Source organism: Fictibacillus sp. 18YEL24, assembly GCF_015903855.1.
Classification (GTDB): Bacteria; Bacillota; Bacilli; order Bacillales; family Fictibacillaceae; genus Fictibacillus; species Fictibacillus phosphorivorans_C.
This window is the reverse complement of record NZ_JACZDT010000005.1, coordinates 230470-246209: the sequence shown is the minus strand read 5'-3', so window position 1 is coordinate 246209 and position 15740 is coordinate 230470. Positions and strand designations below refer to the sequence as shown.

Annotated in this window: 14 protein-coding genes and 1 other annotated feature (1 of these 15 running past the window's edge); of the genes, 11 read left to right on the top strand and 3 right to left on the bottom strand. The window is 38.9% G+C overall.

Annotated features, from left to right (window positions below):
* Positions 1-210 (top strand) — a binding site (T-box leader); it begins 20 nt to the left of the window's first position.
* A gap of 60 nt (positions 211-270) precedes the next feature.
* The 5 genes from leuS (at position 271) to HU823_RS16525 (ending at position 6182) form a co-directional block, all read left to right on the top strand.
* Entirely contained in the window at positions 271-2691 is a 2421-nt protein-coding gene (gene leuS / locus HU823_RS16545; protein ID WP_197222719.1) for a leucine--tRNA ligase, read from the top strand.
* Positions 2692-2706: 15 nt separating this feature from the next.
* Positions 2707-3006: a rhodanese-like domain-containing protein gene (locus tag HU823_RS16540; protein ID WP_144698497.1), complete on the top strand. Its 300-nt coding sequence runs from the start codon at positions 2707-2709 to the stop codon at positions 3004-3006.
* A 132-nt stretch (positions 3007-3138) separates the two neighbouring features.
* Positions 3139-5058: a bifunctional diguanylate cyclase/phosphodiesterase gene (locus HU823_RS16535; RefSeq protein ID WP_144698499.1), complete on the top strand. Its 1920-nt coding sequence runs from the start codon at positions 3139-3141 to the stop codon at positions 5056-5058.
* Positions 5059-5254: 196 nt separating this feature from the next.
* Entirely contained in the window at positions 5255-5890 is a 636-nt protein-coding gene (locus HU823_RS16530) for an SDR family oxidoreductase (protein WP_197222718.1), read from the top strand.
* A gap of 88 nt (positions 5891-5978) precedes the next feature.
* A complete protein-coding gene (locus HU823_RS16525; RefSeq protein ID WP_144698503.1) occupies positions 5979-6182 on the top strand; it encodes a sporulation protein Cse60 in 204 nt (67 codons plus the stop codon).
* Between the two features lie 50 nt (positions 6183-6232).
* Here the strand turns inward: HU823_RS16525 and HU823_RS16520 are convergent, their stop codons facing one another.
* Entirely contained in the window at positions 6233-7495 is a 1263-nt protein-coding gene (locus HU823_RS16520; RefSeq protein WP_197222860.1) for an NAD(P)/FAD-dependent oxidoreductase, read from the bottom strand.
* A gap of 184 nt (positions 7496-7679) precedes the next feature.
* Between HU823_RS16520 and HU823_RS16515 the strand changes: the two genes are divergently transcribed.
* The gene (locus tag HU823_RS16515; protein ID WP_197222717.1) at positions 7680-9284 is read left to right on the top strand and encodes a putative polysaccharide biosynthesis protein; all 1605 of its coding nucleotides are present in this window, start codon (positions 7680-7682) and stop codon (positions 9282-9284) included.
* 48 nt (positions 9285-9332) lie between these two features.
* On the opposite strand, the gene HU823_RS16510 is transcribed toward HU823_RS16515, so the two are convergent.
* A complete protein-coding gene (locus HU823_RS16510) occupies positions 9333-9767 on the bottom strand; it encodes a DUF6884 domain-containing protein (RefSeq protein WP_144698507.1) in 435 nt (144 codons plus the stop codon).
* Between the two features lie 102 nt (positions 9768-9869).
* On the opposite strand from HU823_RS16510, the gene HU823_RS16505 reads away from it, so the two are divergent.
* Both HU823_RS16505 and HU823_RS16500 read left to right on the top strand, forming a co-directional pair.
* Positions 9870-10598 (top strand): pseudouridine synthase, encoded by a 729-nt coding sequence (locus tag HU823_RS16505; protein ID WP_144698509.1) that lies wholly within the window; start codon positions 9870-9872, stop codon positions 10596-10598.
* A 41-nt stretch (positions 10599-10639) separates the two neighbouring features.
* Positions 10640-11275, top strand: a complete 636-nt coding sequence (locus HU823_RS16500; protein ID WP_197222716.1) for a PRC-barrel domain-containing protein — start codon at positions 10640-10642, stop codon at positions 11273-11275.
* Between the two features lie 93 nt (positions 11276-11368).
* Here the strand turns inward: HU823_RS16500 and HU823_RS16495 are convergent, their stop codons facing one another.
* Complete coding sequence (locus tag HU823_RS16495) at positions 11369-11587, bottom strand: DeoR family transcriptional regulator (RefSeq protein WP_066243921.1); 219 nt, start codon at positions 11585-11587, stop codon at positions 11369-11371.
* A 428-nt stretch (positions 11588-12015) separates the two neighbouring features.
* Between HU823_RS16495 and HU823_RS16490 the strand changes: the two genes are divergently transcribed.
* The 3 genes from HU823_RS16490 to HU823_RS16480 are packed head-to-tail and all read left to right on the top strand — an operon-like array spanning position 12016 to position 15685.
* A complete protein-coding gene (locus tag HU823_RS16490) occupies positions 12016-13023 on the top strand; it encodes a potassium channel family protein (protein WP_144698514.1) in 1008 nt (335 codons plus the stop codon).
* Between the two features lie 53 nt (positions 13024-13076).
* On the top strand, positions 13077-14483 hold the full coding sequence (gene pepV / locus HU823_RS16485; RefSeq protein ID WP_197222715.1) for a dipeptidase PepV: 1407 nt from the start codon (positions 13077-13079) through the stop codon (positions 14481-14483).
* A gap of 20 nt (positions 14484-14503) precedes the next feature.
* Positions 14504-15685, top strand: a complete 1182-nt coding sequence (locus HU823_RS16480) for an MFS transporter (RefSeq protein WP_197222714.1) — start codon at positions 14504-14506, stop codon at positions 15683-15685.
* Positions 15686-15740: the final 55 nt, after the last annotated feature.

Below are 15740 nucleotides of genomic sequence, written 5' to 3'. Positions count from 1 at the left end.
TAGTAAAAAAAGAATGGAAAAGATAGAGAGTTGACGGCTGGTGCAAGTCAACCCGGACTTTTTTGAACTCACCCTTTAGTTGCAAGTGTGAATGAAGTAATGCTTGCCGTTCGCCGCGTTAAGGTATGTTTCCGAGTGAATGCGATCGTTGCATTAATCAGGGTGGTACCGCGGCAGGTTTAAATTGTTAACTAACCTTTCGTCCCTAATGTTTATTAGGGGCGGGAGGTTTTTTGTTTTTAAAGTACAGTTTTCTAAGGAGGATCGGTTATGTATTATAACCACAAAACAATCGAGAAAAAGTGGCAGAAGTTCTGGGATGAGAACAAGACGTTCCAAACAAAAGAAGAATATGATAAAAAGAAATTTTATGCGCTAGATATGTTTCCATACCCATCTGGAGCTGGCCTTCACGTTGGTCATCCTGAAGGATACACGGCGACAGATATTCTCTCTAGAATGAAGCGTATGCAAGGATACAACGTACTTCATCCGATGGGGTGGGATGCTTTCGGACTTCCTGCAGAACAGTATGCGCTTGATACAGGAAACGACCCAGCAGAATTTACAGAAACAAACATCAATACGTTCCGCAGACAGATTAAAGAGCTTGGTTTCTCTTACGACTGGGACCGTGAAGTTAACACAACAGATCCTTCTTACTACAAGTGGACACAATGGATTTTTATCCAGCTTTATAATAAAGGACTTGCGTATGTAGATGAAGTACCTGTGAACTGGTGTGAAGCACTCGGAACGGTACTTGCGAACGAAGAAGTCATCGATGGGAAAAGTGAACGCGGAGGCCATCCTGTCGTTCGTAAACCTATGAGACAATGGATGCTTAAGATTACAGCATACGCTGACAGATTGTTAGAAGATCTAGATGAACTAGATTGGCCTGAGAGCTTGAAAGATATGCAGCGAAACTGGATCGGCCGCTCTGAGGGAGCTGAAGTACACTTTGATGTAGATGGACATTCTTCTAATATTACAGTGTTCACAACACGACCAGATACACTTTTCGGTGCGACATACTTAGTGCTAGCTCCTGAAAATAAACTAGTAAACGATATTGTAACAGAAGACCAAAAAGAGGCCGTAACGGCTTATCAAAGACAAGTAGAAACAAAGTCTGATCTTGAACGTACAGAGCTTGCAAAAGAAAAGTCTGGTGTGTTTACAGGTGCATATGCGATTCATCCTGTAACAGGTGCGAAACTTCCGATCTGGATTGCAGACTATGTACTAGCAAGCTATGGAACGGGTGCGATCATGGCAGTTCCTGCTCACGATGAACGTGATCACGAGTTCGCAGTAAAGTTTGAACTTCCGATCGCTGAAGTGGTTGCTGGCGGAAATGTGGTAGAAGATGCTTATACAGGTGATGGTGAACACGTTAATTCAGATTTCTTGAATGGCATGCAAAAAGAAGAAGCTATTACAACGATGAACGAATGGCTATCTGAGAACGGAAAAGGTGAGAAGAAGATCACTTACCGTCTTCGTGACTGGTTATTCTCTCGTCAGCGTTATTGGGGTGAACCAATCCCGGTCATCCACTGGGAAGATGGCACGATGTCGACAGTTTCAGAAGATCAGCTTCCTCTTCTTCTACCTGTTGTTAAAGAAATCAAACCTTCAGGAACAGGGGAATCCCCACTTGCTAACGTTGAAGAGTGGGTAAACGTTGTAGATCCTGAAACAGGAAAGAAAGGACGTCGTGAAACGAATACGATGCCGCAATGGGCAGGAAGCTGTTGGTATTACCTTCGATATATCGATCCGAAAAACGATGAGCAATTAGCATCTCCTGAGAAGCTTAAGCATTGGCTTCCGGTTGATATTTATATTGGTGGAGCGGAGCACGCAGTGTTGCACCTTCTGTATGCTCGTTTCTGGCATAAGGTTATGTATGATCTTGGTATCGTTCCGACAAAAGAGCCTTTCCAAAAACTTTACAACCAGGGAATGATTCTTGGAGAAAATAATGAGAAGATGAGTAAATCTAAAGGGAACGTAGTTAACCCTGATGAGATCGTATCGAGCCATGGGGCAGATACACTTCGTTTATATGAAATGTTTATGGGACCACTTGATGCTTCTATCGCTTGGAGCACAACTGGTTTAGATGGAGCTCGCAGATTCTTGGATCGTGTATGGAGATTACTTCTAGCTGAAGATGGAGAGAAAATCAATCCGTCGATTCAAGATACACATGGAACAGAAGCTTTCAATCGTCTCTATCATATGACGGTGAAGAAAGTAACTGAAGACTATGAAGGACTGCGCTTTAATACAGCCATTTCACAATTGATGGTCTTTGTGAATGAAGCAAATAAACAAGTAGTTCTTCCAAAAGATTTCATGCAAGGTTTCGTTAAGATGCTTTCCCCGATCGCTCCGCATATTTGTGAGGAACTTTGGGAATTGCTAGGTGGAGAAGGCAGCATCGCATATGCATCTTGGCCAGTTTGGGACGAAGCTCAACTTGTAGAGAATGAAGTTGAAATTGTAGTCCAAGTGAACGGTAAACTTAAAGCGAAGATGACGATTGCCGCAAACATCAGTGGATCTGATATGGAAGAAGCTGCTTTAAAAGATGAATCCGTTCAACAAAGCATTGAAGGAAAGACGATTCGCAAAGTTATTACAGTTCCAGGTAAGCTTGTGAATATCGTTGCGAATTAAAGGAGGCAAACGCTAATGGAAGAATTAAAAGAAATTTCACCATCAGAAGTAAAGCAATTGCTCCAAGAGGGTAAAAAGATTTCTCTGATTGATGTTCGCGAAGATGAAGAAGTAGCGGAAGGGAAAATCCCAGAGGCAGCGCATATCAAAATGGGTGAGATACCTGTTCGTTTAGATGAAATAAACAAAGACGAGGAACACATCATCGTCTGCCGTTCCGGTCGACGCAGTGAGAATGTAGCATATTTTCTGCAAGATCATGGATATAAGGTCAAGAATATGACTGGCGGCATGTTGGAATATAGTAAGGACTAATAATAAACTCTCTGCTCAAGACATGAGTGGAGAGTTTTTTTTGGTTCTATAGGTTACTTTATTAAAGAATGTTTAAATTTCCAAGAAATAGCCGATAGAAAGGGTATACTTATTAGCCTTGGAGGCTTACAAATGCCATTAAAACACGCAGAAACTAAAAAATGGACCTATATCATAGCCGTTTTGTTTACCTTACACACTGTAAGTACAATTGGTTTAATGTACAATCAAAGCTTTTTGATGTATGGAATAGATCTTGGAATTGTTGTGCTTTTTGCAATTCTGATATACAAAATGCTGATCGTAAAAGATAGTTATGCGGTAAATCTAGAGCAGGAGATCTTAAATCATAAAGAAACGTTTGCTGAATTAGAAGCAAACCGCGTAAAGCTTCAAAACATATTTGATAGTATCGACGTTGCGATCTGGTCGCACAACCTAAAATCGAATAAACTTTTGATTACATCGGGTATTGAAAAATTATATGGTTATCCTTTGCAAGCTTTTTATGACGACTCAGAATTATGGAAGAAGGTAATTCATCCAGACGATGATGAGATCATCATGAACCGAGGCATTTCAATACAAAAGGGATTGATCACTACAAGCGAATATCGCATCATGAAGCCAAACGGTGAGATACGATGGATCCAAGATCGGGGAATCCCTTTTTTAGATGCCAACAACGAATTAGTTGATTTTAACTCCATCCTTATTGATATTACGGAAAGAAAAAGAGCTGAGATAACGATTGAGCATATGGCTTATTATGATGAATTAACTGGTCTGCCAAATCGTAATGGCTTTATGCAAGCGATTGAAAAACAAATACTAGAATCAAAGCTTCAAAATCGAAATCTAGCCTTAATGTATGTTGATCTCGATCGGTTTAACGTTCTGAATGATACGCTTGGACATAGTTTTGGTGATCTGCTGCTTCAGAAAGTAGCGGAACTCTTAAAGGTTACGGTAGGTTATTACGGAACAGTCTTTAGAAGGAGCGGGGATGAATTTCTGATTTTGCTTAATTTTAAAGATATCAGTGAGATCAAACAGAAAGCAGAGCAGATTATTCAAGCTTTTACAAAACCGTTTAAATTGAGTGGGCAAGAAGTATTTACAACACCAAGCATCGGTATTAGTATCTATCCTGAGAATGGTACAGACAGCGAAACCCTCTTGAAACGTGCTGATTCCGCTCTGTATCAGGCAAAAGAAAAAGGGCGAAACACTTATCAATTTTTCACAGAACAGCGTGATGGCAGGATGGAAAGAAGGTTAAACCTCGAACATGGTTTAAGAAAAGCATTAATGAACAACGAGTTCTTTCTTGTTTATCAGCCTTTAGTTCATATCGGTAATAAGAAAATTCTAGGTGTTGAAGCGTTATTACGCTGGAATAAAGAAGATGAAGGAATGATCTCTCCAGCTGAGTTTATTCCGATGGCTGAAGAAACGGGGCTGATTCTACCGATCGGTGAATGGGTGTTAAGAGAAGCTTGTATGCAAGGATTAAGTTGGCATAAACATGGCTTCAATGATCTCTTGATCTCGGTAAATATTTCAGTTAGACAGCTATTAGATGAATCTTTTATTGAAAGAGTAGAAAGTATTCTTTCAGAGACTGAATTCCCACCTACTTCATTAGAGTTGGAGATTACAGAAAGCACGACGATGCAAAACATGGAAGAAGCTCTTCCAATTTTGAATGCTTTAAGAGCAAAAGGAATTCGCATTTCAGTGGATGACTTTGGTACGGGTTACTCCTCTTTAACGTATTTGAGACAATTGCCTGTTGATACATTAAAGATTGATAAGATGTTCATCGATGACATCTTAATAGATCAAAAAGCAGGAGCGATTGTAAAAACGATTATTGATATGGGACACAATCTTGATTTTCACGTCATTGCAGAAGGTATAGAGAGCCGTGAGCAGATTGATTTCTTAGTAGAACAAGGATGTATATACGGTCAAGGTTATCATCTGTACAAACCACTTCATGCTGATGAACTCCAAAGACAGTTACATAAGAATGTTGTTATGAATTAAAAAGAAGCTTAAAATGTCGTGGATGAAACGGTGTTTTAAGCTTTTTTAATGAATTTATAATCAAGTCGCTTTCTCGAGGAGTACATTTGGAACTTCTTGACCTACAAACGAGACTACTATTACACAATCAAATGTTTTATATTCTTCATTTCGTGAAACACTACATAAGTAGACAAATAGAAGGAGTGGATATGTAGTGAATGTATTAGTAATCGGAGCAAACGGTAATATTGGTAAAATGACATGTAATATACTAGCTGATCAAGAACACTCTATTAAAGCGATGGTACGAAAGGAAGAACAGCAAGATCATTTTCAACATGAGAATATTCAAGCCGTTTTAGGTGATTTGGAACAAGATTTTGACCATGTTTATGAAGGGATTGAAGCTGTTATCTTTACAGCAGGTTCTGGTGGTCATACAGGACCTGAGAAAACAGACGCTGTAGATTATGAAGGAGCGGTAAAGTCTATACAATTAGCACAAAAACATAAGGTGAAACAATTTATTCTTGTAAGTTCAATTGGTGCTGACACTCCTGAAAAAGGACCAGAAGGACTTCAGCATTACTTAGAGGCAAAAGGAAAAGCTGATCAAGAACTGATCAACAGCACATTAAATTATACGATCTTGCGTCCGGGTGCGCTGACGGATGAGGACGGAATGGGCATGATCCAAGCTAAAGAAAAACTGAACGAGCGCGGATCTATTCCTCGAGCAGATGTGGCAAGAACACTTGCGGCATGTATTGGCAATGAAAACGTAAGCCATAAAGTTTTTGAACTGATTGAAGGAGAAGTACCTATTCAAACTGCTCTTGAAAATTTGTAAGACAAAACTAGTCAAAACTTAACAAAGGATAAGCATCTCCAAAGGCCGAAGAACTATCAAAACAATTGGCTGAAAGGGGATGCTTTTTATGATTCAAGTAAAAATCTTCGATGAAGATCATGAAGAGGATTTAGAGATCGCTATAAATGAGTTTCTGAGTATCGTTCCTCCAGAGAATGTTGTGGATATTAAATATCAGATTGCCGTTTGTGATAATGTGCACTCAGAGGACGATACGATGTTTTCCTTTTCAGCGTTGATTATCTATAAGAAAATTGGAACGCATAAATAAAAAAGAGTGGCAACCATTAAGCGGGTTGTCACTCTTCTTGTTTTATAGGGTTAGCCCAATGCATGGTAAGCTGCGTTAGTACCCGCAATATTACCTGTTACAAAGGCAACGGTAATATTATAACCACCTGTGTATCCGTGAAGATCTAATATTTCACCACAGAAGAATAAGCCTTCTTGTTTCTTAGATGCCATCGTTTGAGGAGCGATCTCTTTAACTGAAACACCGCCGCCTGTAACGAATGCTTTTTCGATCGATAATGTACCGTTAACCGAAAAAGAGAAACCTTTCATTTGTGCAACAAGCTGACGAAGCGCTTGTTTGGAGACTTGATCAGCAATCGCCTCACCATCAATCTCTGCTCGTTCGATTAAAAAATGAAGGAACTTTTCTGGAAGTAATCCTCTGAGTACATTTTTAAGTGCTTTTTTAGGTTCAGCATCTATTCTTTTCTGTAAGGAATTTATTAACGTGTCTTCATTTTCATCAGGAAAAGAATCAATTCTCATCTCGATCGTTGGTACATCAAACTTTTTCAACGCTTTGACTACATATTGGCTGCATCTTAATGCTGCAGGTCCGGATACTCCAAAATGAGTAAAAATCATGTCCATCTGATGGGCTTTGATCAACTTGCCTTTTGGATTCCATACAGAGAGTGCAACGTTCCTTAATGATATACCTTGCAACGTTTTATGTTTGATAAATGGTTCATTAGAAGTGATAGGAACCTCAGTCGGGTAGAGCTCTGTGATCGTGTGCCCCGCCTTTTTTGCCCATGCGTAACCATCACCTGTGGAACCTGTATGTGGAACAGATTTACCGCCTACGGCAATTACAATCGATTTTGTTTGGATCACTTCTCCGCTATGCAGGATGATCTCATGAATATCTTCTCCATAATGTATCGTTTTTACGGGAGTGTTCGTTCGGATCGTAACACCAAGCTGCTTTATTTTTTGCAGAAGAGCAGCCACAACATCAGTTGCCTTATTAGTAACAGGGAACATGCGTCCATGGTCTTCTTCTTTTAGTTCGATGCCTAGCCCTTCGAAAAATTGAATGATGTCTTCGTTGTTAAAAACAGAAAAGGCGCTGTATAAAAAACGTCCGTTACCCGGAATATGTTTGATGATTTCTTCAACAGGCAAGCGGTTTGTGACGTTGCAACGCCCTCCACCTGAAATAGCCAGTTTACGACCTAGTTTTTCTCCTTTATCGATTAACAGTACACGTGCACCATTCGTAGCAGCACCGACACTCGCCATGAGGCCAGAAGGTCCACCGCCGATTACTATACAATCATAAGTCATACAATCCCAACTTTCTAATACGTTCAATAAAAGTCATTTCATACAATAGCATAGCTTTAACAAAAAGACTATAAGTTTCATAATCCTTACTTTTTTGCAAAAAGTTAAAGTAGGTTACATCCGCTTTTAATGTGATACAATATCAATAATGTTTTTTAGGATGATTAGTAGGAGCTGAAAATAGTTGTCTCGATTACTTCGTGGAACATTGATTCTATCCGCTGCGACGTTTTTCTCAAAATTCATCGGATTGATCTTTGTCATTCCATTTACCAATCTAGTAGAAGAACAAGGTATGGCTCTATACGGCTATGCTTATATTCCATACACCATATTACTTAGTATTTCCACAATGGGAGTTCCGCTTGCTGTTTCTAAATTTGTTTCTAAATATAATGCATTAGGAGATTATGCGGCAGGGAGGAAATTGCTAAAATCTGGTCTTCTCGTCATGACGCTGACAGGAACGCTAGCTTTTGTCATCTTGTATATGCTGGCACCTATACTTGCGCATCAGATTATCGATGAAAAAGGCGGACAAGGCAACAGCATTGAAGACATTACATTAGTTATTCGAATGGTAAGTACGGCCCTAATCGTAGTACCATCCATGAGTTTGATTCGTGGATATTTCCAAGGCTTTCAATCTATGGGACCAACAGCGGTGTCACAAGTCATTGAGCAGATCGTTCGAATTGTGTTCATTCTTGTTGGAAGTTTCGTTGTAATTAATCTAATGAACGGTGAGATAACAACAGCCGTTGCGCTTTCTACATTTGCAGCTACGCTAGGAGCAGTTGCAGGCTTAGCCGTTCTCATCTGGTATTGGATCAAAAGAAAACCGCATCTGGACAAGATGTATAGAGAAAGTAAACCTGTTGCAGATATTTCGTTAAAAGATATTTATAAGGAAACGATCAAGTATGCGATTCCGTTTGTAGCTGTCGGTCTAGCTATTCCGCTCTATCAGATGGTGGACCAGTTTACGATCGTAAATACGCTTAAGAAAATGGATTATACGCTGAAAGAAGCGGAATCTGTATTCGCCATCATCACTCAGATCGCGCATAAGCTTGTAATGATTCCAGTATCATTAGCAACTGCTCTGGCACTAACCTTGATACCTATCATAACGAAGTCGTTCACCCAAAACGATGATGAGATACTTCATAAGCAGATCACGCAAACGTTTCAGATGGTGCTTTTCCTAACTGCACCAGCAGCGATCGGGCTAACGGTTCTTGCATACCCAGCATATGGTGCACTCTTTGGTTTATCATCTATGGAGACCGGTGGTTATTATCTTCAATGGTACGCTCCGACCGCGTTATGGTTTGCGATGTTTACCGTTACGGCAGCGATCTTACAGGGACTTAACCAGCAACGTTATGCGTTTATCAGTTTATCAGCTGGTTTTTTAGCGAAATTGATTCTAAACAAACCTTTATTATTGCTGTTCGGTGGGACCGGCTCTGTTATTGCAACAGACATCGGATACACACTTTCGATCTTGTTTAATCTGTATATCATTAAAAAATACAGCGGCTTCTCCTTTAAATGGGTATATCGAAGAACGGTTCTGATCACGTTGTTTTGCGCAGCGATGGCTGTTACTGTTATGATCGTATCCGCGCTCTTAGGTGAGACTGAAACAAGACTTGATACAATCATTAAATTAACAGCAGGAATTCTCTCTGGGGGAGCAGTGTACGTGTTCTTAAGTCACCGATCAGGATTATTAAATATCATACTAGGTGATCGCATTCCTTTTTTGAAACGCAGAAAATAAGTAAAAGAAAAAAGAAGGCTGATAAGTAGCCTTCTTTTTCTGCGGTATTCATTTTTTGACATGATTTTGTTCATCATACCATTTAAGTTGATTACCAATGCTGTATCCTTCGAGAGGAACTTCAAATTGAAATCCTGCTCTTTCAAGCGCGGGCTGTAAGAATTCCCGGTATACCCAGCCGCCGTGAATAAAAATCTTACATTGAGAAGGCTTAACGTTTTGTTCTAAGTCTTGTATCACGTGATGTGCCCATTCCCGTTTTTCAGATGTCGTAAAATTTTTGATAGAAACATTATACGGTTCAATGTATTGGTCTTTCGTTACGAGTCCTTCTTTAGCACTAAAAAAGTAAAAATCATCATAATGGTTTTGTGCGTATTGAACAGACTTAACGAATAAGGGACTTATGTATAAATCTATAGCTGCAGAAGGGGTAGAAGCTTTTTTTCGAGCAGTTGCTAGAAGACCTATTTTCCTTTTCATTCCAATTCCTCCTATAGTACTAAATTACCCCGTTTCTTCAAAAATCAATCAATTTTTTACAATAATATAGGAAAAAAAGATCATTCATTCAGGAGGTTTCTTATGAGAATAGATAAATGGTTATCAAATACAGGCTTTGGAAGCAGAAAAGAAGTAAAACAGCTGCTAAAATCAGGTGCAGTTACGTTGAACGGTGAGGTTGTAAAGGATGCAAAAACTCAAGCAAACCCGGATACTGATAACGTTTTGGTTCATGGTGAAGAAGCTGTTTATAGGGAGTTCATCTACTTAATGATGAACAAGCCTCAAGGGGTCATCTCGGCGACTGAAGACTCTAGGCACGAAACGGTAATCGATCTTCTTTATATGGAAGATCAGAATTTTGAACCATTTCCTGTTGGGAGATTAGATATTGATACTGAGGGATTATTGATATTAACCAATGATGGTCAGCTATCTCACTCTTTGTTATCACCTAAAAAACATGTTCCTAAGACTTATTACGCAAAAATAAATGGATCGATTCCAGAGGATGCATTTGAAAGCTTTAAAGAGGGTGTCATCTTAGATGATGGGTATAAAACAAAGCCTGCTTTATTAAAAATCTTGTCAAATGACGAAAAAGAATCAGAGATTGAGCTAACCATCACTGAAGGAAAGTTTCATCAAGTGAAAAGAATGTTTGAGGCTATAGGGAGAAAGGTCATTTTCTTAAAACGAATTCAGATGGGACAACTCAAGCTTGATGAATCACTTGAGTTAGGAATGTATCGAGAGCTTGCGGAAGAAGAACTATCCTTACTTTCTTTAAAAGAGGATGTTTTTGAATAATTTATAAGGGGTATCTTCCAATAAAAAGGAGTTGTATACCAATGAAATTATCTGCAGAGAAGTTAATGGGTGCAAAAGCTCAAAATCATACGATATCGACTGAAGAAACACAGCATAAAATCAACGACATTCTATTTAATATGTACGATCACCGTTTATGTTATTTTACGTACACCGTTGACAACGGAATCAATCAGCGTGAAGAGATTCCCTCAGATAAGCATATGGAAACAGTTGTTGCTGCCACTTCAGGCATCGGTACACAACATACTCCGTTTACAGGAAGCTCTAACCTTGCTGCTAATCAGAACTATGGAAAAGAGACCTTTTTTATCCCTTGGCATCAAGTGAAAGAATTTGATGAAGATAAACTTGTGTTTTCCGGAAATGAATTACAAAGAGATGAACCAAAAGAGTGTTATTCTTATATGGCTATAAAAGATTGGACTGTCATCGATCAAGATGGTGAAAAAATCGGAAAGATAAAAGATCTGATCATTGATACAGATCGTCAGCAAGTTATTGGTTTTTCTCTTGCGGAAGGATTTTGGAAGAACTTATTCGGTCATGATGATAAGTATATGCCTGTCTCAGGAACACCGAATTGGGAAAACCGTGAATGGAACATTGAAAGAACTCCTGATCTGCTCTTAAGAGATAACAAGGACGAACTTTAATACTAGTTAATAACAAAAAAAGTCCCCGCTAATTAATTAGCGGGGATTATTTAATGCAATATGCTTATCCGAAAATTATTTATTATATCTTTTTTAAGATACTTTTACTTTTTTGCCTGTTGTTTCCCACATACCTCGGGCAGGACTTGTTACTAAATTGTTATAAGAGAGGACGTTAAGATCTCTCTGGATGGTACGCTGCGTAGTTCCAAATTCTTCAACTAGTTCTCGTGTTGTTACAGTACCTTTCTTGCGAATAAACAAATACAGGGCTTTCACACGATTCAACATTCTGTCAGTTGAAGGACTCAAAAAACCACTCCTTGTTATTTAGATAGTTGTTAACACACTATATGATACCAGTCTAAAGTTAATGAAATATGAACGTTGTATTACATTCTTTTTAATTCTTAAGACCCACCCTTTTTATAAAAAAAAAAGCGAAGAATCCGTATCGGTTCTCCGCTGCGTCAGCCATTAGATGTAGTAATAACGTTCAAAAAGATGTCTGTGCGGCTAGGCAGCAAAACCTCATAACGAACATATGATCCTTAATATAAAGATATAGAGGAAAACTGTCAGTTAACCAACACTACACCTCCTATTTGGCACCATTATACACTAAATTATTTATATGTCAATATCCCGATATTCCTGAGAAAGCGAAACCATCTAACCATTTTAATGGGAATAAGGTACAATAATAAGGTTATTAAAAAAATTATGTAAGGAGCGATGAGGTGTATATTTTACAAAAGCTGATGAATAGACTTATCGTTATAAATAAGTTTGGAATTTTTTCATTTACCTTTTTTGTCGTTATTTTTTCGTCAGTTGTTATGCATCTTTTAGAACCAAAAACATTCCCTAACTGGTTTGATGCCCTATGGTATGTTATGACTACCGTTACCACGGTCGGTTATGGCGATTATTATCCGGTATCCACAGCAGGAAGAATCTATGCGATCTTCATCTTCTTGATCGGTATCGGTATTGCTGGTCTGGCTATTGGAAAACTGGTAGAAGCATTAGGTGCTCACCGTAAACGAAAGGAGGAAGGGAGATTGACTTTTAAAGGAAGAAATCATTTCGTAATTATAGGATGGTCTGAGAAAGCAAAATATGCTGTTAGTGAAATTACAGAAACACATCCCAACTTAGAAGTCGTTCTCATTGATAATCTGTCTGTAACACCGATTACACATCAGAATGTTCACTATATTCAAGGAGATCCCTCAATAGAAGAAACGCTCGTACAGGCAAATTTGAAGGAAGCAAAATCTGTACTAGTGTTTTCGGATGATTCGATTCATGATTCAGCACTTGCTGATGGAAAAACACTCTTGATCGTAACTTCCGTAGAACGTTTAACTCCTCACATACATAGTACGGTAGAGATAAAAAAAGAAGAGCATATTAAAAACTTTAGGCATGCTAAAGTAGATGAGTTTGTCTTAAGTCATGAAACAGTTTCACGTATGGCTGTAAGGTCCGCATTCTCTAAAGGAATTACAGAGATATACACACAACTTCTTTCTCATAAAGAAGGAGAAAATTTGTTTGAAGTTGGTAAACGAGCCGAATGGGTAACATATAAAGACGCTTTTGACAGTTTGTTGCAGCAAGGTGCTACACTAATAGCAGATGGCAACGATCTTTCGATAAACAAAAAATTAAACGATTCGATTCCTGATGATGCACGCCTCTATATCATCTGCAGCAAAGATGTATACGAGTCGATCATATAACCGTGAGTAATACGATAAGTAAAGAACAAGTTTTTTTGAAAGGATGTAAGAGAATGGATCAGATTAATTGGAAAGAACAAGTTGAAAAGAGAAAAAAACAGCTTATGGAGGATACAAAAGGTTTATTGCGTATTCCTAGTCTACTTGATGAAGAGAATGCAAAAGCAGGAGCTCCTTTTGGCCACGAGATAGAAAAAGCTTTAACTTATATGTTGGATATTGGAAAAGACAGTGGGATGACGGTTAAGAATGTAGACGGATATGCAGGACACATCGAGATCGGAAATGGAGAAGATATCGTAGGTGTTCTCTGCCATGTTGATGTGGTCCCTCCTGGTGATGGCTGGTCTGTAGATCCTTTTGGAGCTGAAGTAAAGGACGGAAAGATCTTTGCACGAGGTGCGATCGATGATAAAGGTCCTACAATGGCAGCTTTTTATGGAATGAAGATCATTCAAGAATTAGAGCTTCCGTTATCGAAAAGGGTCCGTATGATTATTGGTTGTGATGAAGAGAGCAACTGGCAATGTGTAAGACATTATTTTACGAAAGAAGAGATGCCAGCGATCGGATTTGCTCCTGATGCAGATTTCCCTATTATCTCTGCTGAAAAAGGAATCTTTGATGTAGAGTTTCGTCTCAAAACCGATCAAGAAAGAGACAAAAACGAACTTCAATTACTTTCCTTTACTTCGGGCCAACGTTTAAATATGGTACCAGATTATGCTGAAGCTAAAATTCAAGGAAGCGGTTTAGAGGAAGTACAGCAATTATTTGAAGCATTCGGACAGAAATCTGGAGTAGAATACGCTGCTCAAATCGAAGGTGATGCTTTAACCCTAAAAGTTAAAGGGAAATCGGCACACGGAAGCACACCTGAAATGGGTAAAAATGCTGGACTTATATTAGGTGGATATTTAAACACTCTGTCGTTCACTGGAAAGGCTAAATCGTTTCTCAAGTTGTTGGACGAGCTGACGGGCGAGTATACAGGTGATAAATTAAATATCGCTGCAGAAGATGAGGCGAGCGGTAAGCTAACGGTTAATGCAGGAGTCCTTTCGTATAGCGGGACAGAAGGCGGAAAAGTAGGGTTAAACATACGCTATCCGGTTACACATGACAGCAAGAAAATCGAACATACATTATTAACCAGAGCGAAAACCGATGATTGGTCGATGAGAATCATCGAAAACAATCCACCAAACTATGTAGAAGAAAATCACCCATTGATTAAAACGCTACAAAAAGTATACGAAGATCAAACAGGCAAAAAAGGTGAATTGATGGCTATTGGCGGAGGAACTTATGCAAGGTCGTTGGAAACAGGAGTTGCTTTCGGTGCACTATTCCCAGGAAGAGAAGATGTGGCTCACCAAAAGGATGAGCATATGTTTGTAGAAGATTTACTTCTTGCTTCTGCCATTTATGCACAAGCCATATACGAACTAGCTAAATAGCAAATAAGAGAGGGTACATCATGAATCATTCGTTCGACCAAACCTCTATCAGTCTAAAAGGCTTTTACCTATTAAGTTTTTTTGGTCTAGGGAGTTTATTTCCGTTATTAGGTGTTTATTTTAAAGACTCAGTAGGTCTCAGCGGGACAGAAATAGGAACCTTAATGTCCATCAGCCCAGTCGTAATGATTTTTGCTCAACCTCTATGGGGTATCGTTACAGATTATTCAAGACGTCCAAGGGCCGTTTTAGTATTTTCTTTACTTCTAACAGCGTGCTTAGGTTTTAGCATCTATCTGTTTGAATCTTATATTTGGTTAATCGGAATACTTATCGCTTTTTCGTTCATGCAGAGTGCCTTAGTTCCTGTTTCAGACAGTATTCTTTTAAATTACGTACAAAAAGAGAACAAGCAATATGGAAATTACAGGCTTTTTGGAGCAATTGGATTTGCTATAGCCGTATTTATAGCAGGAAGGCTTGCGGACTCTATAGGTACTCAAGTGATCTTCTATATGTTTACTTCTGTTCTTCTTCTTTGTATGTTCTTTGTAATCAAGATGCCAAAAGATAATCAATCGCTCCGAACAGATCTTAGAAAGGGTATTGGACAATTAGTTAGGATGCCTTCGTATTTAGTTTTCCTTTCTGCTACTTTCTTGGTATTTGGACCTATCTTTGCTAATAATTTTTATTTTGGATTTTACATTCAAGAAACAGGCGGAACTTTAGCTGGTGTTGGACTAGCCTTCTTGATCGCAGCAGGAAGTGAAGCACCATTTATGAAGTTTGCAGGACTCACTATAAAAAGGTGGGGAATGATGCATATTATGGTCTTTGCAGCGTCTGTATCTGCTGTTCGTTGGACGTTTTATTTCTTTGAACCATCGTATCAAATCGTACTGCTGACAACAGTTGTACAAGGATTTTCAGTTGGTCTGTTCATTCCAGCAGCTATGGATTATGTTCGAACTTATACCCCCGTTGAAGTACGAGCTACAGCTGTTTCCTTATACACGGCTGTGGGGAATGGTTTAGGCTCTTGGTTTTGTACGTTCGTAGGCGGTGTGATCTTTGATAAATACACCATCTTTTACACGTATTTATTTTTTGGAGTTCTATCATTTATAGGGCTGTTCATGGTCTTGATCCTTACAAAGATGGAAGTGCAAGGTCGAATACTGATTCAACGATCTCTGTAAAATTCAAAAGTGAACATTTGCTTTTGGCAGTCGTTGAATTCTGTTTCATGCTATA